We start from the raw sequence: 23,236 nt of genomic DNA, 5'->3' as shown, positions 1-23,236 counted from the left end.
CCGTCGGATGGCTGAGCTTGGAGGCAGCCACTCGAGCCGGGTAAACCACGGACTCTGGGGGCTGCCTCCAAGTGTGTACCGGAGGGCTTGAATGGGCCGATATGTCATTAGGCGACTGATCCAGGCGATACCCGTCCTGCTCGGCGCCACGCTACTCATCTTCTGCATCGTCTTCGCACTGCCCGGAGACCCCATCGCGGCACTGTTCGGGGACAAGCGTCCGGACGCCGCGATCGCCGAGGTGCTGCGCGAGCAGTACCACCTCAACGATCCGCTGCTGCTGCAGTACTGGTACTACATCAGCGGCGTTCTCTTCCGCGGTGACTTCGGGGTGAACTTCGCCGACATCCCGGTGTCCCAGATCATGGCCGGCAAGTTCCAGATCACGCTGAACCTCGCGCTGACCGCCCTGGTCATGGAGGCCGTCATCGGCGTCGGCCTGGGCCTGTGGGCGGCGCTGCGCCGCGGCAAGGCCACCGACACCATGATCCTCGCCTCCACGCTGCTGCTGATCTCGGTGCCCACGCTGGTGACCGGATTCGTGCTGCAGCTCCTGCTGGGTGTGAAACTCAAGCAGTGGACCGGAGCGGACATCTTCCCCGTGGCGGGCACGTTCGCGGGCTGGCGCAGCTACCTGCTGCCCGGCTTCGTGCTCGCGGGGACGTCCATCGCGTACCTGACCAGGCTCACCAGGACGAGCCTGGCGGAGACGCTGAGGGCGGACTACATACGCACGGCCACGGCCAAGGGCCTGTCCAGACGCCGGGTCATCGGCAGGCACGGGCTGCGCAACGCGCTGATCCCGCTGGTCACCTATCTGGGCGCCGACCTCGGCAACCTGATGGGCGGCGCGGTCATCACCGAGACGATCTTCAATCTCCAGGGGATCGGAAACCAGCTCTTCACATCGGTGTACCTGCGCGAACAACCCGTCGTCGTCGGTATCGTCACCGTACTGGTGCTGGTCTACATCCTGGCCAACCTGGTCGTCGACTTGTTGTACGCCGTGCTAGACCCGAGGATCCGCTATGAGTAACCCAACCCCGCCGGTCGGGCCGGGACTCCCGGAGACGCAGACCATGGTCTCGGACACGGTGACCGCCCCCGCGCCGCCACGCCAGGGCAAGCACAAGCAGGCCAAGGGCGGCAAGCCCGCGAGCCTGTGGACCGACGCCTGGTACGACCTCAGGCGCCGGCCGATGTTCATCCTGTCGGTGATCATCATCCTGATCCTGCTGGTCATGTCGTTCTGGCCGCAGCTGTTCACCTCGGTCGACCCGTTCAACGCCAGGACGTGCGACCTGTCCACGGCGCGGCAGACGCCCAGCGCGGGCCACCTGTTCGGACGGGACAGCCTCGGCTGCGACGTCTACTCCAGGACGATCTACGGGGCCCGCAACTCCATCGTGATCGGGGTGCTGACCACGATCATCACCACGCTCGTGGGCGGGCTGCTCGGCATCATCGCCGGCTACAAGAGCGGCGTGGTCGACACGGTCTCCTCGCGGGTCACCGAGATCTTCTTCGCCATCCCCCCGATCCTGGGCGCCCTGCTGATCGCGGCCACGTTCCGCGGCCGGGCCAACAGCATCCTGCTGGTCATCATCGCGCTGGCGGTGCTGGGCTGGCCGATGACGTACCGCATCATGCGGGCGGCCGTGATCACGGCGAAGAGCCAGGACTTCGTGGTCGCGGCCAGGGCACTGGGAGCGGGAGCGGGCCGGATCATGTTCCGCCACCTGCTGCCCAACTCGGTGGCCCCGGTCATCGTCGTGGCCACGATCAACCTGGGCGGATTCATCGCGGCCGAGGCCGCGCTGTCCTTCCTGGGCGTCGGCGTGCAGTCGCCGGACATCTCCTGGGGCCTGATGATCGCCGACGCGCGCAACAGGTTCTTGGAGGCGCCGCTGCCGCTGATCTTCCCGGCCGTGTTCCTGTGCGTCACCGTGCTGGCGTTCATCATGATGGGCGACGCCGTGCGCGACGCGCTCGATCCGAAGCTCAGGTAGGAGGGAGGATCAAAGTGACGAAGACGACTCCGGACGCGTTGCCCGCCGAGGGAGGGCCGGGCGACGGGCCGCTGCTCGCCGTCGACAACCTGCACGTGGAGTTCCGCACCCGCGCGGGCGTCGTGCGCGCGGTCAACGGCGTGAGCTACACGGTCGGCGCGGGCGAGACTCTCGCCGTGCTGGGCGAGTCGGGGTCGGGCAAGTCCGTGACGGCTCAGGCCATCATGGGCATTCTCGACATGCCACCGGCGGTCATCCCCAAGGGGGAGATCCGCTTCAGGGGCACCGACCTGCTCAAACTGTCGGAGGACGCCCGCACGCAGGTGCGCGGGCAGCGGATCGCGATGATCTTCCAGGACGCGCTCTCCGCCCTCAACCCGGTCTTCACCGTGGGCTGGCAGATCAGTGAGATGTTCCGGGTGCACCGGGGCATGTCCAAGGCCGACGGCATGAAGAAGGCCGTCGAGCTGATGGACCGGGTCCGCATCCCGGCCGCCAAGCAGCGCGTGCACGACTACCCGCACCAGTTCTCCGGGGGCATGCGCCAGCGCATCATGATCGCCATGTCGATCGCGCTGGACCCCGAGGTGCTGATCGCGGACGAGCCGACCACGGCGCTGGACGTGACCGTCCAGGCGCAGATCATGGAACTGCTGGCCGAGCTGCAGCGCGAGAGCCAGATGGGCCTGATCCTCATCACCCACGACCTCGGCGTCGTGGCCGACGTGGCTGACAAGATCGCGGTCATGTACGCGGGGCGTATCGTGGAGAACGCCCCCGTGTACGACATCTACAAGTCGCCCGCGCATCCGTACACGAAGGGCCTGCTGGACTCGATCCCCAGGGTCGACCTCAAGGGCCAGGAACTGTACGCGATCAAGGGCCTGCCGCCCAACCTGCTGGACCTGCCGCCGGGCTGCTCGTTCAACCCGCGGTGCCCGTACCGGCAGGACAACTGCGTGACCGAAGCCCCCCCGCTCTACGAGATCAGCGGCGTGCGCAGCAGCGCCTGCCACTACTGGAGGGAGGTCCTCGATGGCGAGCGACAGTGAGCGCATCCTTGAGGTGCGTGACCTGGTCAAGCACTTCCCGCTGACGCAGGGCATCCTCTTCAAGAAGCAGATCGGCGCGATCAAGGCCGTCGACGGCGTCTCGTTCGACCTGAACAGGGGCGAGACGCTGGGCATCGTGGGCGAGTCGGGCTGCGGCAAGTCCACCCTCGCCAAGGTGCTGATGGCGCTGGAGCGGCCCACCTCGGGCTCGGTCAAGATCAACGGCCGGGACATCGCCAAGGCCAGGGGCGGCGAGCTCAAGCGCATGCGGCGCAACATCCAGATGGTGATGCAGGACCCGTACACCTCGCTGAACCCCCGGATGACCGTCGGCGACATCATCGGCGAGCCGTACGAGATCCACACGGAGGTCGCCCCCAAGGGCGACCGGCGCACGAAGGTGCAGGAGCTGCTGGAGGTGGTCGGACTCAACCCCGACCACATCAACCGCTACCCGCACCAGTTCTCCGGCGGACAGCGGCAGCGCATCGGCATCGCCCGCGGGCTGGCGCTCCAGCCGGAGATCATCGTCTGCGACGAGCCGGTCTCCGCGCTCGACGTGTCGATCCAGGCGCAGGTCATCAACCTGCTCGAACGGCTGCAGAACGAGTTCAACCTGGCCTACATCTTCATCGCCCACGACCTGTCGGTGGTGCGCCACATCTCCGACCGGGTCGGGGTGATGTACCTGGGCAAGTTCGTCGAACTCGGCAAGGACACGGAGATCTACGACCGGCCCGCGCATCCGTACACGCAGGCGCTGCTGTCGGCGGTGCCGGTGCCCGACCCCGAGGGCCGGGAACAGCGGGAGCGGATCATCCTCCAGGGCGACCCACCGTCGCCGGCCAACCCGCCGAGCGGGTGCCGGTTCCGGACACGGTGCTGGAAGGCGCAGGAGATCTGCGCCGAGGAGGAGCCGCTGCTGCAGATCCGGCCGGGCACGGCGCACGAAAGCGCCTGCCATTTCGCCGAAACCCATGATGTGGTGCACGTGGGGTAGTTGCTTTCCCTCTCTTTCTGGAGGGCCCATCTGTTACGGCGGCGCCGGGTTGCCCCAGACGCCGTACGTGGCTGATGGCCCTCCAGGGAGACGCTGGCTGAACCCGTCAGTGGCAGAGCGCCGTTACGGCGCTCTGTGGGCCTCGTGGCGTGGTTCAAAGCCTGACCCGGTTTCAGGGGGCTCCAGCTCAGCGGGTGGCGATGATCGCTGAGCCGTGGCCGAACAGGCCTTGGTTGGCGGCCAGGCCCACGCGGGCGTTCTCCACCTGGCGCGCTCCCGCCCGGCCGCTGAGCTGCACGGTCAGCTCGCAGAGCTGGGCGATGGCCTGGGCCGGGATCGCCTCGCCGAACGAAGCCAGGCCGCCCGACGGATTGACCGGGATGCGGCCGCCCAGCGCGGTCTGCCCGTCGCGGAGCAGCTTGTCCGCCTCGCCTGGCGGGCAGAGGCCGATGTCCTCCATCCAGTCCAGCTCCAGCGCCGTGGACAGGTCGTAGACCTCGGCCAGCGACACGTCCTGCGGGCCCAGGCCCGCCTCCTCGTACGCCGCGTGCGCTATCGCCGCCCTGAAGGGCAGGTGGCCGGACGGGGGGTCGGTGACGCGGGAGTCCGTGGCGAAGTCCGGCAGTTCCAGCACCGTGTTCGGGAAGGTGGGCGTGACCGTGGAGACGGCGGCCAGGCGTACCCGGGTGCCGCTGTGGCGGCGGGCGTACCGTTCCGAGGCCAGGACCACCGCCGCGCCGCCGTCCGAGGTGGCGCAGATGTCCATGAGGTGCAGCGGGTCGGCCACCATGGGCGAGGCCAGCACCTGCTCGGCGGTGACCCGCCCGCGGTAGCGGGCCAGCGGGTTGAGCGAGCCCGCCAGCGCGTTCTTGACCTTGACGGCGGCGAAGTCCTCCGGCGTCGAGCCGTGCACGGCCATCCGGCGCCGGGCGTAGAGGGCGAAGTAGGCCGGGTTCGTGGCGCCGAGGAGGCGGAAGCGCAGCCAGTCGGGGTCGTCGGGGCGGTCGCCGCCCACCGGCTTGAAGAAACCCTTCGGGGTCGCGTCCGCCCCGACCACGAGGGCGACGTCGCACAGTCCCGCCAGGATCCTGGTGCGCGCGATGTCCAGCGCCTGGGCCCCCGACGCGCAGGCCGCGTAGCAGGAGGCGACCCTGGCGCCCGACCAGCCCAGCGCCTTGGCGTAGGAGGCGCCGGAGACGAAGCCCGGGTAGCCGTTCCTGATGGTGTCCGCGCCGACCACGAACTGCACGTCCGTCCAGGCCAGGCCGGCGTCCTTGAGCGCCTCGCGGGCGGCGGCGACGCCGTAGTCGAGGAAGGGGCGGCCCCACTTGCCCCACGGGTGCATCCCGGTGCCCATCACGACCACGCTCATGACGCTCGCCTCCAGCGGTGTACCCGTGTCATTCCTGGCCTCATGGCGCTCGCGCGCACCCCTGTCACGGGCCTCATGACGGCCGCCCCCACATCCACACCAGCGGGCCGTCGGCCAGCGGGCCCGAGGTCAGCTCCAGTTCCATGCCCACCGTGAGCTTGTCCACCGTCAGGCCCTTGACCTGCCCGAGCACCACGATTCCGACCTCGTCGAGCTCGACCGCGGCCAGCGTCACCGGCTCGTACGGCTGCGCGGCCACGTACGGCGCCGGCGGCGGGTAGCAGGCGTTCGTGTACGACCAGACGCGTCCGCGCCGTGGCAGCCCGAACACCTCCATCTCCGTGCCCGCGCACCGGGGGTCGGGGCACGAGCCGTGCCGTGGCGGGAAGCACACCGCTCCGCAGGCCGGGCACCGGGTGCCCAGCAGGCGGACGCCCGCTTCCTCGATGGCGAACCAGCCGTCGATCGCGTACGTCATAGCCGGAGTATCACACAAGCGCTTGCTAGGTTACATCCCTCCGCCGGGTCCTGCGCCGCAGCACCACCCGCGCCGACATCACCACCATCAGCAGCAGCATGCCGCCCACCACCGGCACCCTGGTGGCCGGCACGGGCCCGTCGCCGAAGTACGGCCCAGGACCGGCGGCCAGGGCGGTGACCGGCACCGCCAGCCGGTCCGCCATCCGCAGGGCGAGCAGCGCGTCGACCACGCCGTGCCCGTAGGCGGGGCTGTAGCCGCCCGACGGCTGCCGCCCGGTGCCCAGCTCGATGGCCCTGCGCACGTGGTAGGGCGACATGCCGGGATGCGCCGACCTGATCAGCGCCGCGATGCCCGCGACCATGGCGGCGGCCGAGCTGGTGCCGTCGCCGACCACGTACGAGGTGCCCGCGTCGGCCGTGACGATCTGCGTGCCCGGCGCCACCACCGACACGTAGTCCTGCTTGTTGGAGAACCGGGCCACCCTCATCCGCCGGTCGACCGCGCCCACCGCGATCACCCCCGGGTAGGCGGCGGGGAAGTTCTTCCTGTTGGCGGCGGCGCCGTCGTTGCCCGACGAGGCCACCAGTACCGCTCCCTTGCTGATCGCGTGCTGGACGGCCTCCTCCTCCGCCGCGTACCCCTCCCACGCGCCGCTGCCGCCGCCGAGCGACATGCTGATGACGTCGGCGCCGTGGTCGGCCGCGTACCGGATGCCCTTGGCCAGCGCGTCACGCCAGCCGGAGAGCTGCCTGCCGCGCCGCGGGTCGCCGTTCTCCAGCGTCACCCGTACGGACAGCACCTTGGCGGCGGGGGCCACCCCGATGATGCCGCTGCCGTCGCCGTGCCCGCGACCCGCGATCAGGCTGGCCATGGCGGTGCCGTGCGGGCCCCAGGGCACGTCGCCGGTGCCGGTCAGGTCGGGGCCCTGGATGACGGCGCCGCGCAGGTCGGGGTGGTTCGCGTTCACACCGGTGTCCAGTACGGCCACCACCACGCCCGCGCCCTTGCTCACCCGCCACGCCTCAGGCAGCCGCAGTGTGCCGAGCTGCCACTGCCCGGCCCGCGCCGCCTCCCCCAGATCACCGACATCGTCTGCCACGCCGGTCGCGCCCGCTGCGCCTGCGGCGCCTGTCGCGTACGCCGCGCCTGCCGTGTCCGCTTTGTCTGCGGTGCGGGTCGTGTGGGTGGTGGCGTGGGCGGCGGTGCCGGGGACGGCGATGACGGCCGTCAGGCCGGCCACCAGCGTCGGGACGATGAGCCGCCTCATCGGGTCAGCGCCTGGTGCAGGACCGTCGCCAGTTGCCGCGCCGCGTGCCGCAGTCGGACCATGGCGCCGTCGCCCGGCCGGTACGCCCGCCCGTCGGCGTATCCGGCGGCCGTCGCCACCACATAACGCTCGTCGGAGTCGACCACGACGCCGGTGAAGTACTGCCGATCGCCGAACCGCTCGGCCGCTCCGCCGGGGAAGGCCACCGGCCGCACGGTGGCGGGCCGCCCGGCATCGGCGAAAACGGCCCCGAGACCCGCCGTCGGGCCTGCCACGAAAACGGTCCCGAGACCGGCTGTCGGGCCTGCCACGAATACGGCTTCGGGATCGGCCGCTGGGCCTGCCGCGGACCCGGCCGTGAAACCGTCTGCGGACCCGGCCGTGAAACCGTCTGCGGATCCATCCGTGAGACCGGCTCCCGGATCGGTGGCGGGAGCGAGGGTCTGGGTGGGTGGCCGGCTGTCGAGTACGGCGATGCCGACGGTGACGACGAAGGTGCCGGTGCTGTCCGCGTACGTGGCGCGTAACGCCGTACGGCACCCCGGACCCACGACGGCCGGCTGGAAGGCGCGACGGCAGGGCGCCTCGGGGGCGACTCCGGCCAGCACATACGTGACCCGCGCCCCCGAAGGGCTGGAGCCGGGCACCGAGTCGGGGAAGACCCGGGCGACCGGCCACGCGTGCCAGCGTTCTGAGACGGTCGGGGCCGGTGAGGGCCAGACCGCGGCCATGATGGACAACAGCACAAGGGACAAATGGAACATGTCAACCTCGAACAGGAGGGGAGGGACCTCCGATCTGTTCCGCATTCTGACACGAGAGCGTTCAGTCATTCCGACGCTTCGGTAAACAGACCGATACGTGGAGTAATTCCGATCTACGGCTTTCCGCCTACGGAGTGGGCGAAAGTCGGACATGTGCCCCAGGCGGGAGCCCCAGCCGCTGGGCCGCGTCACCACAGTTGATCGCGATGGCGATCAGCCCGGCCGAGTCCGCGAACGCCACCAGTTCCCCCGGCGGCACCGCCGCGTACGTCTCACGGAAGGGAAGCGCGAGCTGCCGCCGCCCCAGCCACACCCCCAGCGTGTCGCCCACCCGTACGCCCAGCGCCTGAAGGTCGCCGGCCGCGATCGACAGCTGCGTGTTGCCGTAACGGTCGACCGAGACCACCTCGCCCTCTACCGAGCCCTCGCGCAGCTGCGAGGTCGGCTCGGGCAGCGAGACCAGCCGGGACAGCGGCACCTCGGGCCCCAGGTCCGCCGGAGGCAGCCCGCCGTACAGCCGCCCCGCGACCGGCGCGAAGACATCGCGCCCGTGGAAGGTCGGCGAGACCGGATGCAGGAAGTGCTCGGAGTTGCTGATCTCGTACGCCGCCACCGCGCCGCCGCTGGCGTGCACCGCCCACGAGAGCACCCCGTTGTCGGGGCCGATGAACACCCGGCCGCCCGCCTCGACGGCCACCGCCCGCCTGGCGCCGCCCGCACCCGGATCGACCGCGCCGATGTGGATGCCCAGCGGCAGGTAGGGGATGGTCTGGGCCAGGATCGCCGCCCCGCGCCGTACGTCGCCGGAGGGGATCAGGTGGCACACGTCGATCACGCGGGCCTCGGGAGCGATGCCGGCGATCACGCCATGACAGGCCGCCACGTAACCGTCTTCGAGGCCGTAGTCCGTGAGGAGCGTGATGACTGAGGTCACATTTGGTGACTGTACGTCCCTCAATCCGCCGTGAACAGCCGCACTCGGCACATTACGATGGCCTCGGGCCGCGTGCGAGCGACGTGACCGTCACTCGCCCCTTTCGAGGAGGACACCATGGGAGCACCGCTCAGCGGTGACAATGCTGCCCAGGAACCGTCCCGACAACCGCTCTCAGAACGCGACATCGAGCTCCTCGCCTTCGAGCGCCAATGGTGGCGCTACGCGGGCGCGAAGGAGCAGGCCATCAAGGAGAGCTTCGGTTTCTCCGCCACGCGCTACTACCAGCTGCTCAGCGAGCTGATCGACAGGCCGGAGGCTCTTGAGCAGGACCCCATGCTGGTCAAGAGGCTGCGCAGGCTTCGGTCCACCCGCCAGCGCGAGCGCGCCGCCAGAAGGTTTGGCATGCGCCCCTGACCGGCTGGGTACGGCAGCCGCGTGAAGAACATCCCTGGAATGGAAGCGATCTTGCGTGATCCGGCAGGCGCCGTGATCGGGCTCGACTTCGACGGGACACTGTCGCCGATCGTGCCCGATCCGGCCCAGGCCGTGATCCATCCCGAAGCGCCGGCCGTACTCGCCGACCTGGGCGCTCACGTCCTCGCGGTGGCCGTCGTGACCGGCAGGCCCGCGGCCACCGCGCTGGAGCTCGGCCCCGGCCTGGCCGACGTTGAGGGGCTGGTCGTGCTCGGCCACTACGGCTTCGAACGCTGGGAGGACGGACGGATCTCCGCGCCCCCGCCCCCGCCCGGGGTGCCCAGGGCCGAGGCGGAGCTGCAACTGCTGCTCGGCACGCTCGACCTCAAGGGCGTCGTCATCGAGGACAAGGGCCGGGCCGTGGCCGTGCACACCAGGCGCAGCCCCGACCCCGAGGGCGCGCTGGCCGTGCTGCGCGAGCCGCTGGCCAAGCTGGCGGAGAAGCACGACCTGGTGATCGAGCCTGGGCGCATGGTGCTGGAGCTGCGGCCGCCCGGCATGGACAAGGGACACGCGCTGAGCCTGTTCCTGGCCGAGAAGGCCGCGAGGTCGGTGATGTTCGTGGGTGACGACCTGGGCGATCTGGCCGCGTTCGACGCCGTACGCGCCTCGGGGCTGCCCGGGGTGACCGTGTGCAGCGGCTCCGCCGAGGTGACCGCACTGGCCGAACGGGCCGACATCGTGGTGGACGGGCCGCAGGGCGTGGTGGCGCTGCTGCGCGAGCTGGGGTCGGCGTTCAGTCGTTCGTGATTGTGCTGCAAGTCCCGCTTTCTAGGGTCGGGGCATGCCCAAGCGTCATCTCGCCGTCGCGGCCCTCACCGCGATCACCCTCCTCGCCGCACCCCTCTCCACCGGCGCCGCGTACGCCACCAGCGCCCCGTACACCGCGAACGCCGCAAACACCGCGAGCACGGCGTACGCCACAAGCGCCGCGAGCACCGCGAACGTGAGCAGTGTCGCGACCACTCAGCCGCTCAAGCTCAGGGGCGGGCTGACGCTCCACCTGCCGATCACATGGGCGGTCCACCGGGTCCGCCCCGACTGGACCCGCGTGGTCACCGGCAAGTGCGCCAAGCCCTCCAGCGGTTACGGCACCCCGGGCTGCCGGAGCTTCTGGGTGCTCGGTCCCAAGGCCATCAAGTACGGCAACGAGTTGTTCCACGCCTACGACGGGAGGCGGCCGTTCTATCCCGCGACCGACGTGCAGCAGTGCCCGAGCAACGGCAAGTGGGGCCAGACCCTCGGCTCGGCCAAGGCCACGGGGCTGCGCCAGGTCGGCCCGGGGCACAAGGCCGCCTACCGCGAGTGGCGGGCCTCCTGCGTCTCGTACGCGAACGGCAAGGTGAAGTCGCGTTACACGCAGCGCGAGTGGTACCTGCCGAAGACCAGGATCCTCGTCGTCGACCAGTGGAGGACGCCGGGCCTGCCGGACGTGCTCAGGAACGCCGACTGGAGCTGAGCACCCCGGCCACGGCCAGGCCGATGAGCACCGGCACCAGGAGGAACGCCTTCCAGGTGCCGAAGCCGTCCGCGAGCGCGCCGAGCGCGAGCGGGCCCACCGCGATGGCGGCTCCCGCCCAGATCGGCGAGGCCGCAGCGGCCAGGTCGGCCCGGCCTCCCGCGCCGGCGATCAGCCCCGACAGCGCCAGCGGGAAGTGCAACGAGGCGCCGAGCCCGCAGACCACCAGCCCGGCGTAGGAGAGCGCCGGGTGGGTGCTCAGCCAGAACAGCAGCCAGCCCGCGAACGCCACCGCCAGCGCCCCCACGAACAGCGGCACGGGGGGCAGGCGCAGCGCGAGCTGCGCCCCGGCGAACCTCCCGGCCGCCAGCCCGCCCACGAACGCCGTCAGCCCCGTGGCCGCCGCGGCCGCGCTGATTCCCGTACGGCCGGCGAACAGGTCGGCGGCCCACAGGTTGAACGTGAACTCCATCGCCACGCAGCAGAACAGCACCAGCCCCGCCAGATGAAACCCCCACCCCGGCCTGCCCACCGCCTCCGTACCCGCACTGGCTTCGGCCGGCTGTTGCGGGACAGGAGGCGATGGCGGCCAGACGCGGCCCATGAACAGGGCCAGCAGCACGCTCACGACCGGTGTGACCAGCAGCGCCGCCCGCCAGCCGAACGTGCTCTGGGCGACCACGCTGAGGCAGAACGTCATCCCCATGCCCACCACCACGCCCACGGCGTTGGCCTCGCTGATCGCGGCCGGGCCCGCCGGGCCGTGGTGGTCGCTGAGCGCGGCCATGGCGGTGTAGAGCATGATCGAGCTGAACCCGCCCGAGACGCCGTACCCGAGCATCGTCAGGGGCAGGGCGTCGGCGGGGACGATCACGAGCAGGCCGGCGTTCATCCCGGCCAGGCCGATCCAGGTCGTCGCGCGCCGGCCGAACCTGCGGGTGAGCGCCGGCAGCAGCAGCCCGGCCACGATTGTGCCCACGGCCATGGCGGTGCCGTGCAGGCCCGCGACGGTGGCCGGGACGCGCAGGTCGGCGCGGAGCAGCGGCAGGGCGGCGCTCAGGCCGTACATGTAGGTGGCGAACGCGCCGAGCTGCAGGTAGATGAGCCAAGTCGGGCGATCTCTGATCAGCCGGATGGGCGGTAAGACCATGCTCACCCGGCAGCCTCCTGATCGGTGAGGGGCGTCGCCTTCTCATGGTAGGTCAGCGCGCCGAGCCCGCTCGGAACCGGGGGCCGAGCAGACTCAGGCGAAAACCCGCAGAGCAGGCTCGGGCGAAACCGCTGAGCCGGATCGGGTGAGAACCCCCGAGCCGGCTCAGGTCAGGGCGTCGAGCTGGGCGGCGAACCACTTCTGCGGCGGCAGGGCGGTCGCGGCCGCGTGCAGCTTGTCGCGGCGCATGCGGCGCTCGTCTTCCGGCATGACCAGCGCGTCGTGCAGGGCCGCCGCGGTGCCGCTGATGTCGTACGGGTTGACCAGGAGCGCGTGCTGCCCCAGCTCGGCCGCCGCCCCCGCCTCCCGCGACAGCACCAGCGCGCACCGCTCGGACAGGACAGGCCCCTCCTTGGCGACCAGGTTCATGCCGTCGCGGATGGGGTTGACGAGCAGCACGTCGGCCATCCGGTACGCGGCCAGCGAACGCGGATAGTCGTCGTTGACGTTGAGTATCAGCGGGTCCCAGTCGTCGGTGGCGTACTCGTCCTCGATCTCCTGGGCGCGGCGCTGCACCGAAGCGGTGTATTCGCGGTATTCGGGCAGGTCGTGCCGGCTGGGATAGGCGAAGGCGAGGTGGACGACCCGGCCGTGCCACTCGGGATGGGCGGCCAGGAACTCGCGGTAGGCGATCAGGCCGCGGACGATGTTCTTCGACAGCTCGGTGCGGTCGATGCGGACGATCAGCCTGCGGTCGCCCACCTGGTCCCTGAGCGCGGTCATGTGGGACTCGACGTCGGGCTCGCTGGCCCGCTCCCACAGTGCCGAGCCGTCCACGCCGAGGCTCTGCACCCCGATGCGGGTCGTGCGGCCCTCGTGGGTGACGCTGCGCCCGACGCGGTCGGCCTCGGCGCCCAGCAGGCGCTCGCAGCAGTCCATGAACGCCTGGGCCCATCTGTCAGTGAGAAACCCGGCGTGATCGGCTCCCAGGATGCCCTCCAGGACCTCGCGCGCCACCTCGTCGGGCAGCAGCGAGAAGTATTCCGGCGGCGCCCACGGCGTGTGGCTGAAGTGGGCGATGCGCAGGTCGGGCCGCTCGGCGCGGAGCATGGCGGGGGTCAGCGTAAGGTGATAGTCCTGCACCATCACGCGGGCGCCGTGGCCGGCCTCCTCGGCCAGCGCCAGCGCGAACGCCCCGTTGTAGTCGCGGTAGGACTCCCACTCGCGCTCGAACCTCGTGCCGAAGTTGGGCGTGTTGGGGATGTCGTAGAGCAGGTGGTTGACGAACCACAGGGTGGAGTTGGCCACGGCGTTGTAGGCGCGGTGGAAGACGGCGGGCGCGATGTCGAGCATGCGCAGCGGGCCCGTGTCGTAGCCGGCCTGGTCGATGCGGCCGCCGGAGGCCAGACGCACGGCGCTGCGGTCGCCGTCGGACAGCGCGGCGCAGACCCACAGCACGCCGTCGTCCTTGGCCACGCCCGACAGGCCCGAGACGAGCCCGCCGCCGCCGCGCCGCATGGTCAGCTCGCCGTCGTCGGAGACGGTGAAGGAGACCGGGCCTCTGTTGGAGGCGAGCAGGACGCTGTTCATGGACATCCTCGGTCAGTGAGTCGCGGGATTGACGCGCGGACCGCGCCATCTCGCGTGCGGCGGGGCGAGGAAGTCAACTAGGCTCCCATCGATCACAAACATAGGATCCCATCTATGGCGCTTGATGAGCTAACCGAGGAACTCGCCCGCTCCGCGGCCGGAGGAGACCATCGCGCACTTGGCGAGCTCCTGGCGCGGATCGAGCCTGACGTGCTGCGCCACTGCGCCCGAATCCTCCCTTATCACCAGGATGCGGAAGAGGCCTCGCAAGATACGTTGCTGGCCGTGGCGCGCAACATCGGCCGCTTCGAGGGGCGGGCCAGGTTCAGCACCTGGCTGCACATCGTGACCGCCAACTGCGCGCGGACGACGTACCGGACGCTCAAGCGCAGGTCGGCCGAGCAGAGCTCGGACGAGCTGCCCATGCAGAAGCCCGACGTGCGGCGGGTCAGCGTGATCGCGGGCTCGCGGCTCGACCTGCTCGACGCGATGGAGGCGCTGGAGGCCGACAAGCCCGACCTGGCGCAGGCGCTGGTGCTGCGCGACATCGTCCAGCTCGACTACAACGAGGTGGCCGAGCAGCTCGGCATTCCGCTCGGCACCGCGAAGTCCCGCATCCACCAGGCGCGCAAATACGTGCAGGGTGTCCTGGGCGAGGATTATCGCTGAGACCACCCGTCCCACATGGTGAGACGGGTGGAAGTTTCGGCCACTTGAGCGGGTAGAGTCCAGTTCAACAACTTCATATTGCTCATCCAGAGGGGTGGAGGGACCGGCCCTGCGAAGCCCCGGCAACCCTCCCGGCTTTCGACTCGCGACCTGGCGAGGCCGACCGGGACTAGGTGCCAATTCCGGTTCGCGGTCAAGGTGGCCGTGGGCGAAGATGAGGGAAGGCCTCGCTTCATGTCGCTCGACTTTGGTCCTGCTGTCGGTCTGTCCTGCCGTGAGTGCGGCGCGCGTTACCCCCTGGGTCCGAGCTTCGCCTGTCTGGAGTGTTTCGGGCCGCTTGAGGCGGCCTACGACTTCGGCACGGTGACCCGGGCGGACATCGAGTCCGGCCCGGCCAACATCTGGCGTTACCGCGCGCTTCTCCCCGTCCCGGCTGACGTGACCGAAAAGCCGAATATGAACCCGGGCTGGACCAAATTGGTCAAGGCCGGAAACCTCGGCAAGTCACTGGGCCTCAAATCCCTGTACGTGAAGGACGACTCGGGAAACCCCACCCACTCCTTCAAGGACCGCGTGGTCGCCATGGCCGTCGAGGCGGCGCGCAACTTCGGCTTCCACACGCTCTCCTGCTCCTCCACGGGCAACCTCGCGGGCGCGGTCACCGCCGCCGCGGCGCGGGCCGGGCTCGACGCGTGCGTGTTCATCCCGTCCGACCTCGAAGCCGCGAAGATCGCCATGGCCCGCGTGTTCGGTGGCCGGCTGATCGCGATCGACGGCAGCTACGACGAGGTCAACCGGTTCTGCTCCGAGCTGATCGGCGACCCCATGGGCGACAAGTGGGGCTTCGTCAACGTCAACCTGCGGCCCTACTACGCCGAGGGCTCCAAGACGCTCGCGTACGAGATCGCCGAGCAGCTCGGCTGGCGGCTGCCCGAGCAGATCGTCATCCCCATCGCCTCCGGCTCCCAGCTCACCAAGATCGACAAGGGCTTCAAGGAGCTGATCCAGCTGGGGCTGGTCGAGGACACGCCCTACAAGATCTTCGGGGCACAGGCCGAAGGCTGCTCGCCGGTGTCGGCCGCGTATAAGGCCGGTCACGACGTCGTCCAGCCGGTCAAGCCCGACACCATCGCCAAGTCACTGGCCATCGGCAACCCGGCCGACGGTCCCTACGTGCTGGACATCGCACGACGCACCGGAGGGGGCGTCGAGGACGTCACGGACGCCGAGATCGTGGCCGCCATCAAGCTGCTCGCCTCGACCGAGGGAGTCTTCGCCGAGACCGCGGGCGGGGTGACCGTCGGCGTGCTGAAGAAGCTGGCCGAGAGCGGCAGGCTCGACCCCGAGGCCGAGACCGTGGTGCTGAACACCGGCGACGGGCTCAAGACGCTCGACGCCATCAGCGACGACGCCGCGCCCACGGCCGTGATCCGGCCCTCCCTCGACGCGTTCCGCGCGACTGTCTGACAACCAGGAAAGGCGACATTTACCATGAGCGTTTCTGTGCGGATTCCCACCATTCTGCGCACGTACACCGGGGGCAACGCCGAAGTGAGTGGCGAAGGCGCGACTCTTCGTGACGTGCTCGCCAAGCTGGACTCCGACTACCCGGGCATCGGCGCGAGAATTCTGGATGAATCGGGCAAGATTCGACGTTTCGTCAACGTTTATGTTGGGGAAGAGGACGTCCGTTTCGCCCAGGGTCTCGACACTCCCGCCCCAGAGGGCACGCAGATCTCCATCATCCCCGCGGTCGCCGGCGGCTGAGTGCCGCGGCATCCCCGATCGTGGAAGGCGCCCCTTGTGGGCGCCTTCTGCTTTTCCAGGGCTAATTCACCGTTGTACGAGCTTCGCTGCGAAGAAATACCTGGTTTGCAGATTGACTCTGTTGCCAAACCCCGTGCCACAGGTATGGTCGAGGGCGATCGTCTGCATGATTTTCAGTTATGTCAGGCGATTACAGGCCTCGCGGAGGAATGGGCGAGATCTGAGAGACCAGTAAGAGGAGTCGGAAGTGGCGCAGGGCACCGTCAAGTGGTTCAACGCGGACAAGGGCTACGGCTTCATCGCGGTAGACGGTGGTAAGGATGTATTCGTCCATTACTCAGCGATCATGATGGACGGGTACCGCTCTCTCGAACAGGGTCAGCGCGTCGAGTTCGAGATCACGCAGGGCCAGAAGGGGCCGCAGGCGGAGTCCGTCCGCACGGTCTGAGGTCACGTCAACTGGTATGCACCGGGCGGGCTCGCACGGCAGCGCAGTCCGTGCGAACCGTCACCTCTCAATCGTCGACTCGCGTGCGGCGAGCTGCTTCGGGCGGCTCGCCGTACTGACTTCTGACCTGGGGAGGAACATCCGGCGCGGGTGCGTTCGCTTGCACTCGGCAGGGTAGAGTGCTAAACAGTTCGTTGGCACTCTGTGCAGCAGAGTGCCAACATCGGATCGAGACGATGGGGTCTGCCGAACGGAGATGCGGGCCCATGCCGTCGCGGGCGTCGGCTCGGTCCACGACAAGCCACCCTGTATCTGGGAGGTCTAGCCTTATGGCAGCCAAGATGATCGCGTTTGACGAGGACGCCCGGCGCGGTCTCGAGCGCGGTATGAACCAGCTCGCCGACGCCGTCAAGGTGACTTTGGGTCCCAAGGGCCGCAACGTCGTGCTGGAGAAGAAGTGGGGCGCTCCCACGATCACCAACGATGGTGTGTCCATCGCCAAGGAGATCGAGCTCGAGGACCCTTGGGAGAAGATCGGCGCCGAGCTGGTCAAGGAAGTCGCCAAGAAGACCGACGACGTCGCGGGTGACGGCACCACCACCGCCACCGTGCTCGCCCAGGCGCTGGTGCGCGAGGGTCTGCGCAATGTCGCCGCCGGCGCCAACCCGATGGCCCTGAAGAAGGGCATCGAGGCGGCCGTCGAGCGCGTCAGCGAGGAGCTCTCCAAGCTGGCCAAGGACGTGGAGACCAAGGAGCAGATCGCCTCCACCGCCTCCATCTCCGCCGCCGACCCCGAGATCGGCTCGCTCATCGCCGAGGCGATGGACAAGGTCGGCAAGGAAGGCGTCATCACCGTCGAGGAGAGCAACACCTTCGGCCTTGAGCTCGAGCTCACCGAGGGCATGCGCTTCGACAAGGGCATGACGTCGATGTACTTCGTGACCGACTCCGACCGCATGGAGGCCGTGCTCGAAGACCCGTACATCCTGATCGTCAACAGCAAGGTCTCGGCCAACAAGGATCTGCTGCCGCTGCTCGACAAGGTCGTGCAGTCCGGCAAGCCGCTGCTGATCATCGCCGAGGACGTCGAGGGCGAGGCCCTGGCCACCCTGGTCGTCAACAAGATCCGAGGCCTGTTCCGCTCGGTCGCGGTCAAGGCCCCGGGCTTCGGTGACCGCCGTAAGGCCATGCTCAACGACATCGCGATCCTGACCGGCGGTCAGGTCGTCGCCGAGGAGGTCGGCCTCAAGCTCGAGACCGCCACTCTCGACCTGCTGGGCCGCGCCCGCAAGGTGGTCGTCACCAAGGACGAGACCACGATCGTCGACGGTGCCGGTGACGCCGAGCAGATCGCGGGCCGGGTCAACGAGATCCGTGCCGAGATCGAGCGCACCGACTCCGACTACGACCGCGAGAAGCTGCAGGAGCGCCTGGCCAAGCTGGCCGGCGGCGTGGCCGTGATCAAGGCCGGCGCCGCGACCGAGGTCGAGCTCAAGGAGCGCAAGCACCGCATCGAGGACGCCGTGCGCAACGCCAAGGCGGCCGTCGAGGAGGGCATCGTCCCCGGTGGTGGCGTGGCCCTGCTGCAGGCCGGCGCCAAGGCGTTCGACAAGCTGGAGCTGACGGGCGACGAGGCCACCGGTGCCGCCATCGTCAAGAAGGCGCTGGAGGAGCCGCTCAAGCAGATCGCGGTCAACGCCGGCCTTGAGGGCGGCGTCGTGGTCGAGCGCGTGCGCAACCTCACCCCGGGTGAGGGCCTCAACGCCGCGACCGGCGAATACGTCAACATGTTCGAGGTGGGCATCCTCGACCCGGCCAAGGTGACGCGCTCCGCGCTGCAGAACGCCGCTTCCATCGCGGCGCTCTTCCTCACCACCGAGGCCGTCATCGCCGAGAAGCCCGAGAAGACCCCCGCTGCGCCGGCCGGCATGCCCGGCGGCGGCGACATGGACTTCTAGGTCTTTTCTCGTCGTAAGAACGAAGAGCGGTCCGGGCTTTTCCGGGCCGCTCTTGTTTTGTTTGACTGCCATTACGTTTCACAATTGCTCGGCTACTCCAAGTGAGGAAGGGTGGTGCCACCACACCACCTGTACAAAGGAGTAAGAGGATGCTTTCCCGCAGCAAGCGCATTTTCGGCGTCGCCGCCCTGGCTCTCGTCGCCGCCACCACCGCCCCGGCCGCCCCGGCCTTCGCCGAGCGGAGCGCCCTGTCGCTGAACGACATCCCCCTGCTGCGTGAGCTGCAGGGGCCGATCTGCCTGCCCAACGCGCAGACCGGGCTCACGGTGCTCGACGCGCTGCTTCCGCAGCTCATGGCCTGCCCGGAGGGCTGGCTGGCCGACTGAGGCCGCCCGGCCCGCGGCCGGACCCGGCCGGCTTCGGCCGCCGGTGGCCGGGCCCGGCTGACACACGAGGTCGCCGGCGGTGACGATCGCCGGCACGAAAAGCGCCCCGCCGCCGTGGCGGGGCGCTTTCATGTGTCTCGCGGTCAGACGCCGTAGAGGGCGACGATATGGCCGCGGGCCAGGGTGTTGGCGGTGATGTTGAAGCCCACCACCGCCGGGCTGGCGTCGCTGTCGACGCCCAGCCGGTCGACCCCGAGCGCGTGGACCGTGAAGACGTAGCGGTGCGGGTCGCCGGGGGGCGGGGCGGCGCCGCCGTACGCCTTCGTGCCGTAGTCGTTGCGCGCGTGCCCGGCGCCCTCGGGCAGGCCCTTGAAGTCGGGAGAGCTGCCCGCGCCCGCGGGCAGCTCCGTCACCGAGGCGGGCAGGTCGAACAGCACCCAGTGCCAGAAGCCGCTGCCGGTGGGGGCGTCGGGGTCGTAGCAGGTGACGGCGTAGCTCCGGGTGCCCTCGGGGGCGCCGGACCAGCGCAGGTGGGGAGACTGGTTCCCGCCCGTCATGCCCCAGTCGTTGAAGACGTGGAGGTCGGGGAGCCTCGCGCCGTCCTGGAGGTCGTCACTCTCGACCGTGAGCGCGGGAACCGACGGCAGGTATTCGTGTGGAAGCGGTGCGGGCACGGCATCCTCCTAGGTTGAGAGCTGCTTGCCCAGCCATCCTAGAAGCGGCCGTGCCCGCCGCTCTCACGCCGTCAGCTGCGCCGGGAGCGTCTTGTCGTGCAGGACCGTCAGGGAGGTCACCGCTCGGGTCAGCACGACGTACAGCCGGGCCAGGCCCCTGGGCTCGGCGGCGACGATGTCGGCCGGCTCGACCACGATGACGTGGTCGTACTCCAGGCCCTTGGCCAGCGTGGCGGGCACGATCAGCAGGCGGTGCTCCTGAGCGGCGTCGGGGTCGAGCACGGCGTGGGGGAGCTCCGCCAGAGCCCGCGAGACCTCGTCGATGAGCGCGTCGGGGACGATGACCCCGATCGAGCCCTCCTTGTCCAGCGCCTCCTCGGCCGCCCGCGCCACCGAGCCGCCCTCGCTCACGGTGAGCGAGCCGAGGCCGGGGCGCAGCGAGCGCGGGGCGGCCAGGGCGGGCGCGATGGAGGGGAGCAGCCGGGCGGCGTAGTCGAGCACCTCGCGCGGCACACGGAAGCCCAGCGTCAGCTCCGTCACCTCGCCCTCGCCCTGCCCCAGGTGGTGCAGCACCGACTCCCACGAGGTGGTGGACCACGGCGTCGTGCCCTGGGCCAGGTCGCCCAGCACGGTGGCCGAGCCGTTGCGGCAGCGCCGGCCGAGCGCGCGCAGCTGCATCTCGGACAGGTCCTGGGCCTCGTCCACCACGAGGTGGCCGAGCGACGGCGTGCGCTCCATGAGGTCGCCCAGCTCGTCGAGGAGCGCGGCGTCGGCGGCGGACCACTTCGCCGACTTCCAGCTCCGGTACGGCTTGCGCCAGATCAGCAGCTCCTGCTCCTCCGGCGACAGATCCGACTTGGCGGCCTTGACGGCCCGGCCGAGGAAGCCGGGGTCGGACAGCAGCCGGAACAGCACCTGCTCGGGCGTCAGCTTGGGCCAGACGGCGTCCACGAGCTGCTTGACCGGCTTCGACCTGGCCACCGCGTCCTGCACCCGGTCGTCGGGAGACTCGCCGCGCTGCTCCATCCTGACCAGCACCATGTGGGCCAGCCGCTGCGCCAGGGCGGCCCGGCCGGGGTTGTAGCGGGTGGTGCCGCGCAGGGAGGCCACGATCTCGCGGACCTCGTAGTCGGCCACCCGGTGGCGGTAGGCGCCCTTGGTGAACACCAGGCCGTCCTCGGGCTTGACGATGTGCAGCCAGAGCGCGGCTTCGAGCACCGGCGCCATCCTGGCGCCGCCCTTCACCGCAGCCACCAGCGGGTCCTCGGGCGCCGCGTGGTCGCCGAGCAGGCCCGCCACCGTGGTCTGGTCGACCTTGACCTCGCCGAGCGCGGGCAGCACCGAGGAGATGTAGGACAGGAAGGCCCGGTTGGGGCCGACGATCATGACGCCGGACCTGGCCAGCCGCTCGCGGTGGGTGAACAGCAGATAGGCGGCGCGGTGCAGGCCGACGGCGGTCTTCCCGGTGCCGGGCGCGCCCTGCACGCATACGGTCTGGGCCAGCGTGGCGCGGACGATCTCGTCCTGGTCGGGCTGGATGGTGGCCACGATGTCGCGCATGGGCCCGGTGCGGGGCCGTTCGATCTCCTCGGTGAGGATCTTCGACGGGCCGATCTCGCCGCCCTCGCCGAGCGGCTCGTCCTCGAACGCGGTGAGCGCGCCGCCGTGGTAGCCGAAGCGGCGCCGGCGTACGACGCCCATCGGGTCGGCCGGGCTGGCCTGGTAGAACGCGCGGGACACCGGCGCCCGCCAGTCGATGACCAGCGGCTTGCTTCCGCCGTCGTGGACGTGGCGGCGGCCGACGTAGATCGTGCCGGGCAGGTCGTCACCCGCGGCACGGTCGAGGCGGCCGAAGAACAGCGGCGTGTCCGGATGGTCGGCCAGGGCGGCGACGCGCTGGTCGAGCAGCGACTGGAGGATCTGCTGCGACACCCAGTCGCCGGCCGCGTCGGCGGACAGGGACTGGGCGTGGGCGCGCATGGCCTTGAGCGCGGCCCTGGACTCGGCCAGATGCGCCTGCTCGGCGGCCAGCACGTCGGTGGGTATGTCGGGTGCCAGCTGGTGTGCGGGCATGCGGAAGTGCCTCCCTGTCGGTTTCGGAGGTGGTCAAGGCAGCGAATCGACCAGTTTAACGGCGACTTCGGCATGACTCCAAAGCATTTACCGGCGGCGGTCTGGGTACGCACAGGAGGTGGTGCGGGTCCAGCTTCGTTTCTCGCCGGTCATCCCCACGATCGCGAGCTTCCTGCTCGCCGCGCTGTGGGGTCTGTCGGTGTTCGCTGGGTGGGGGGCGCAGGCGTTCTGCGCGGGCGGGGAGGCCGCCTCACTGTGCTCGCAGCGCCTGTCCACGGTCTCCGCCGTCTCGGGGCTGTTCGCGGTGCTGGCCGCCTGCTGCACGGTGGCCGCCTGGCTGCTCCCGTGGCCCAGGCACGATCCCCACGCCTTCGCGCGGCTGATGGGCGCCGGGGTGCTGGCGTGGATCGTCGCGGAGGGTGTGCTCTTCCTCGGTGGCCTGCTCGTGCGCTGAGGGGCCTGCCGGTGCGCCGAGAGGGCATGTTTGACGTGCTCGGCTTGCGCGAATTACCACAGATCCGTACGTTCGTAACGAACCTGGGAACACCGAGATAATCGGGCATTTCAGGTGGGTTTGTCGGATCATGGGGGTATGTCGCAGGCGGCGTGATAGTACGCAGGTGAGGGGGGTGGTTCGAATGTCGTCGGCCCGCGGAGTCTCGTGGACATGACACCACGCGGATGTGCCCGGCCGCTCGGGCGAGCGGCCGGGCATCACCATTCCTAGATGATTGCTTCCAAGGGGTTCAGTGGTCGTAGGCGGTCAGGGCACGCATGACGGGCTGGCCGGTCTGATCGTTGTGCCAGATCACGCTGGTCAGTGCGAGGATCCGCTGTAGGACGCGGACCATCACGCCGGCCGCAGTGCGGCCGCGGTGGCGTTCGAGGTCGAGCTGGCCCTTGAATGTCTCGTTCACCGACTCAATAAGCTGCCGTAGCGGCCTGAACAGCTGCGAGCCGGGACGCTCGGCCTCGTCCTTACGGGCAGGCCGCAGCAGCTGGAGGCCCAGCTCGGTGAGCCGCTGCTCGAAGCCGACGCCGAAATGATTCTTGTCACCGATCAGGGTTTGACCGGGCCGGTCGGCGGCCAGCCGCGGTTCGACATCGAATATGGCAAGCAGGGTCTCGCGCTCGTCGGCCTTGGCTCCTGTCAGCGCGAACGCCACTGGCAGTCCGTGCAGCGTGCACACCAAGTGCAGCCGCAGCCCCCAGAAGAACCGAAAGTGACTGGCGCAGTACCCGTACTCGGCCCACCCTGCCAAGTCCGAGCGTTTGACGGTCTCCCGGGAGCGGCCGCACTCCACCGGAGTGGAGTCCACTACCCACACGTCGTCCGACCAGAGCATGGTGTCGACCGCGAGCAGCCGGATGACCTGCTGGATCAGCCTGCCGGCCTTGCGCAGCCGTTTGTTGTAGCCGGGTGCCTTGGGCAGATACGGGAACAGGTGCCCCAGGTGCGTACGGGCGTGGCGGATCCACCGGCGCTCGGAGGTGAAACCGAGCAGGGCCTGCATCACCGACAGCGTGACCAGCTCGGCGTCGGACAGCCTGGGTGCAATCCCCACCGTCGGCCGCCACGGCGCTAGCTCCGGGGATTCCAGCAGCAGATCGTCGGTCCGCACAAAGAGTGCGGTCGCGAGGGTGTCCAGGTCAGCATCCAGCGTCTGAGTCCTCCACGGTTCAGCGTTGACCAGCACCGATCCTGG

Annotated in this window: 24 protein-coding genes and 1 riboswitch; of the genes, 14 read left to right on the top strand and 10 right to left on the bottom strand. The window is 69.7% G+C overall.

The window, feature by feature from the left end:
• Window positions 1-91 precede the first annotated feature (91 nt).
• The 4 genes from AB0C27_RS35745 to AB0C27_RS35730 are packed head-to-tail and all read left to right on the top strand — an operon-like array spanning window position 92 to window position 4,061.
• Complete coding sequence (locus tag AB0C27_RS35745) at window positions 92-1,036, top strand: ABC transporter permease (protein ID WP_346111240.1); 945 nt, start codon at window positions 92-94, stop codon at window positions 1,034-1,036.
• Entirely contained in the window at window positions 1,029-2,009 is a 981-nt protein-coding gene (locus AB0C27_RS35740) for an ABC transporter permease (protein WP_357853415.1), read from the top strand. The genes AB0C27_RS35745 and AB0C27_RS35740 overlap by 8 nt, the downstream gene beginning before the upstream one ends.
• 14 nt (window positions 2,010-2,023) lie before the next feature.
• Window positions 2,024-3,061, top strand: a complete 1,038-nt coding sequence (locus AB0C27_RS35735; protein ID WP_357853412.1) for an ABC transporter ATP-binding protein — start codon at window positions 2,024-2,026, stop codon at window positions 3,059-3,061.
• Window positions 3,045-4,061: a dipeptide ABC transporter ATP-binding protein gene (locus tag AB0C27_RS35730; protein WP_346111244.1), complete on the top strand. Its 1,017-nt coding sequence runs from the start codon at window positions 3,045-3,047 to the stop codon at window positions 4,059-4,061. Before AB0C27_RS35735 ends, AB0C27_RS35730 begins: the two co-directional genes overlap by 17 nt.
• Window positions 4,062-4,248: 187 nt before the next feature.
• Here AB0C27_RS35730 and AB0C27_RS35725 read toward each other — a convergent pair whose 3' ends face one another.
• From AB0C27_RS35725 to AB0C27_RS35705, 5 genes are all read right to left on the bottom strand, one after another.
• Window positions 4,249-5,433, bottom strand: a complete 1,185-nt coding sequence (locus AB0C27_RS35725; RefSeq protein ID WP_357853408.1) for a lipid-transfer protein — start codon at window positions 5,431-5,433, stop codon at window positions 4,249-4,251.
• Window positions 5,434-5,506: 73 nt separating this feature from the next.
• Window positions 5,507-5,911, bottom strand: a complete 405-nt coding sequence (locus AB0C27_RS35720; RefSeq protein ID WP_357853405.1) for an OB-fold domain-containing protein — start codon at window positions 5,909-5,911, stop codon at window positions 5,507-5,509.
• Between the two features lie 25 nt (window positions 5,912-5,936).
• The gene (locus tag AB0C27_RS35715) at window positions 5,937-7,181 is read right to left on the bottom strand and encodes a S8 family serine peptidase (protein ID WP_357853402.1); all 1,245 of its coding nucleotides are present in this window, start codon (window positions 7,179-7,181) and stop codon (window positions 5,937-5,939) included.
• Window positions 7,178-7,945: a hypothetical protein gene (locus AB0C27_RS35710; RefSeq protein WP_357853399.1), complete on the bottom strand. Its 768-nt coding sequence runs from the start codon at window positions 7,943-7,945 to the stop codon at window positions 7,178-7,180. Before AB0C27_RS35710 ends, AB0C27_RS35715 begins: the two co-directional genes overlap by 4 nt.
• 127 nt (window positions 7,946-8,072) lie before the next feature.
• The gene (locus tag AB0C27_RS35705) at window positions 8,073-8,879 is read right to left on the bottom strand and encodes an SAM-dependent chlorinase/fluorinase (protein ID WP_357853396.1); all 807 of its coding nucleotides are present in this window, start codon (window positions 8,877-8,879) and stop codon (window positions 8,073-8,075) included.
• 117 nt (window positions 8,880-8,996) lie between these two features.
• Here AB0C27_RS35705 and AB0C27_RS35700 point away from each other — a divergent pair, with 117 nt between their 5' ends.
• From AB0C27_RS35700 to AB0C27_RS35690, 3 genes are read left to right on the top strand one after another with little or no spacing between them, the layout of a single operon-like run.
• Window positions 8,997-9,296: a DUF3263 domain-containing protein gene (locus AB0C27_RS35700; RefSeq protein ID WP_346111251.1), complete on the top strand. Its 300-nt coding sequence runs from the start codon at window positions 8,997-8,999 to the stop codon at window positions 9,294-9,296.
• Window positions 9,297-9,335: 39 nt separating this feature from the next.
• Window positions 9,336-10,106 (top strand): trehalose-phosphatase, encoded by a 771-nt coding sequence (gene otsB / locus AB0C27_RS35695; protein ID WP_357853392.1) that lies wholly within the window; start codon window positions 9,336-9,338, stop codon window positions 10,104-10,106.
• Between the two features lie 34 nt (window positions 10,107-10,140).
• Window positions 10,141-10,815, top strand: coding sequence for a hypothetical protein (locus AB0C27_RS35690; RefSeq protein ID WP_357853389.1), 675 nt, complete (start codon window positions 10,141-10,143; stop codon window positions 10,813-10,815).
• On the opposite strand, the gene AB0C27_RS35685 is transcribed toward AB0C27_RS35690, so the two are convergent.
• Together AB0C27_RS35685 and AB0C27_RS35680 are read right to left on the bottom strand one after the other, a co-directional pair.
• A complete protein-coding gene (locus AB0C27_RS35685; protein WP_357853509.1) occupies window positions 10,793-11,965 on the bottom strand; it encodes an MFS transporter in 1,173 nt (390 codons plus the stop codon). The two genes, AB0C27_RS35690 and AB0C27_RS35685, sit on opposite strands and share 23 nt — an antisense overlap.
• Window positions 11,966-12,130: 165 nt before the next feature.
• A complete protein-coding gene (locus tag AB0C27_RS35680; RefSeq protein WP_357853386.1) occupies window positions 12,131-13,555 on the bottom strand; it encodes a trehalose-6-phosphate synthase in 1,425 nt (474 codons plus the stop codon).
• A gap of 210 nt (window positions 13,556-13,765) precedes the next feature.
• Between AB0C27_RS35680 and AB0C27_RS35675 the strand changes: the two genes are divergently transcribed.
• From AB0C27_RS35675 to AB0C27_RS35650, 6 genes are all read left to right on the top strand, one after another.
• The gene (locus AB0C27_RS35675) at window positions 13,766-14,224 is read left to right on the top strand and encodes an RNA polymerase sigma factor (RefSeq protein WP_357853506.1); all 459 of its coding nucleotides are present in this window, start codon (window positions 13,766-13,768) and stop codon (window positions 14,222-14,224) included.
• A gap of 79 nt (window positions 14,225-14,303) precedes the next feature.
• Window positions 14,304-14,445, top strand: a riboswitch (SAM riboswitch).
• 13 nt (window positions 14,446-14,458) lie between these two features.
• Window positions 14,459-15,691, top strand: a complete 1,233-nt coding sequence (thrC, locus tag AB0C27_RS35670) for a threonine synthase (protein WP_357853383.1) — start codon at window positions 14,459-14,461, stop codon at window positions 15,689-15,691.
• Between the two features lie 24 nt (window positions 15,692-15,715).
• Window positions 15,716-15,991, top strand: coding sequence for a MoaD/ThiS family protein (locus AB0C27_RS35665; protein WP_132331077.1), 276 nt, complete (start codon window positions 15,716-15,718; stop codon window positions 15,989-15,991).
• 247 nt (window positions 15,992-16,238) lie between these two features.
• Entirely contained in the window at window positions 16,239-16,439 is a 201-nt protein-coding gene (locus tag AB0C27_RS35660; RefSeq protein ID WP_106250594.1) for a cold-shock protein, read from the top strand.
• A gap of 329 nt (window positions 16,440-16,768) precedes the next feature.
• Entirely contained in the window at window positions 16,769-18,397 is a 1,629-nt protein-coding gene (groL, locus tag AB0C27_RS35655; protein ID WP_357853378.1) for a chaperonin GroEL, read from the top strand.
• 149 nt (window positions 18,398-18,546) lie between these two features.
• Entirely contained in the window at window positions 18,547-18,783 is a 237-nt protein-coding gene (locus tag AB0C27_RS35650; RefSeq protein ID WP_357853375.1) for a hypothetical protein, read from the top strand.
• Between the two features lie 143 nt (window positions 18,784-18,926).
• Here AB0C27_RS35650 and AB0C27_RS35645 read toward each other — a convergent pair whose 3' ends face one another.
• Together AB0C27_RS35645 and AB0C27_RS35640 are read right to left on the bottom strand one after the other, a co-directional pair.
• Window positions 18,927-19,457 (bottom strand): YbhB/YbcL family Raf kinase inhibitor-like protein, encoded by a 531-nt coding sequence (locus AB0C27_RS35645; RefSeq protein ID WP_357853373.1) that lies wholly within the window; start codon window positions 19,455-19,457, stop codon window positions 18,927-18,929.
• Window positions 19,458-19,520: 63 nt separating this feature from the next.
• Complete coding sequence (locus AB0C27_RS35640; protein ID WP_357853370.1) at window positions 19,521-21,530, bottom strand: AAA family ATPase; 2,010 nt, start codon at window positions 21,528-21,530, stop codon at window positions 19,521-19,523.
• Window positions 21,531-21,651: 121 nt separating this feature from the next.
• Here AB0C27_RS35640 and AB0C27_RS35635 point away from each other — a divergent pair, with 121 nt between their 5' ends.
• Window positions 21,652-21,984: a hypothetical protein gene (locus AB0C27_RS35635; RefSeq protein WP_346111262.1), complete on the top strand. Its 333-nt coding sequence runs from the start codon at window positions 21,652-21,654 to the stop codon at window positions 21,982-21,984.
• A gap of 292 nt (window positions 21,985-22,276) precedes the next feature.
• Here AB0C27_RS35635 and AB0C27_RS35630 read toward each other — a convergent pair whose 3' ends face one another.
• Complete coding sequence (locus tag AB0C27_RS35630) at window positions 22,277-23,191, bottom strand: IS982 family transposase (protein WP_357853503.1); 915 nt, start codon at window positions 23,189-23,191, stop codon at window positions 22,277-22,279.
• Between the last annotated feature and the right edge of the window lie 45 nt (window positions 23,192-23,236).

Source organism: Nonomuraea sp. NPDC048882, assembly GCF_040649755.1.
GTDB classification, from domain to species: domain Bacteria; phylum Actinomycetota; class Actinomycetes; order Streptosporangiales; family Streptosporangiaceae; genus Nonomuraea; species Nonomuraea maheshkhaliensis.
Note: the sequence above shows the minus strand (reverse complement) of the source record. Positions and strands in the feature narration are given on the sequence as shown.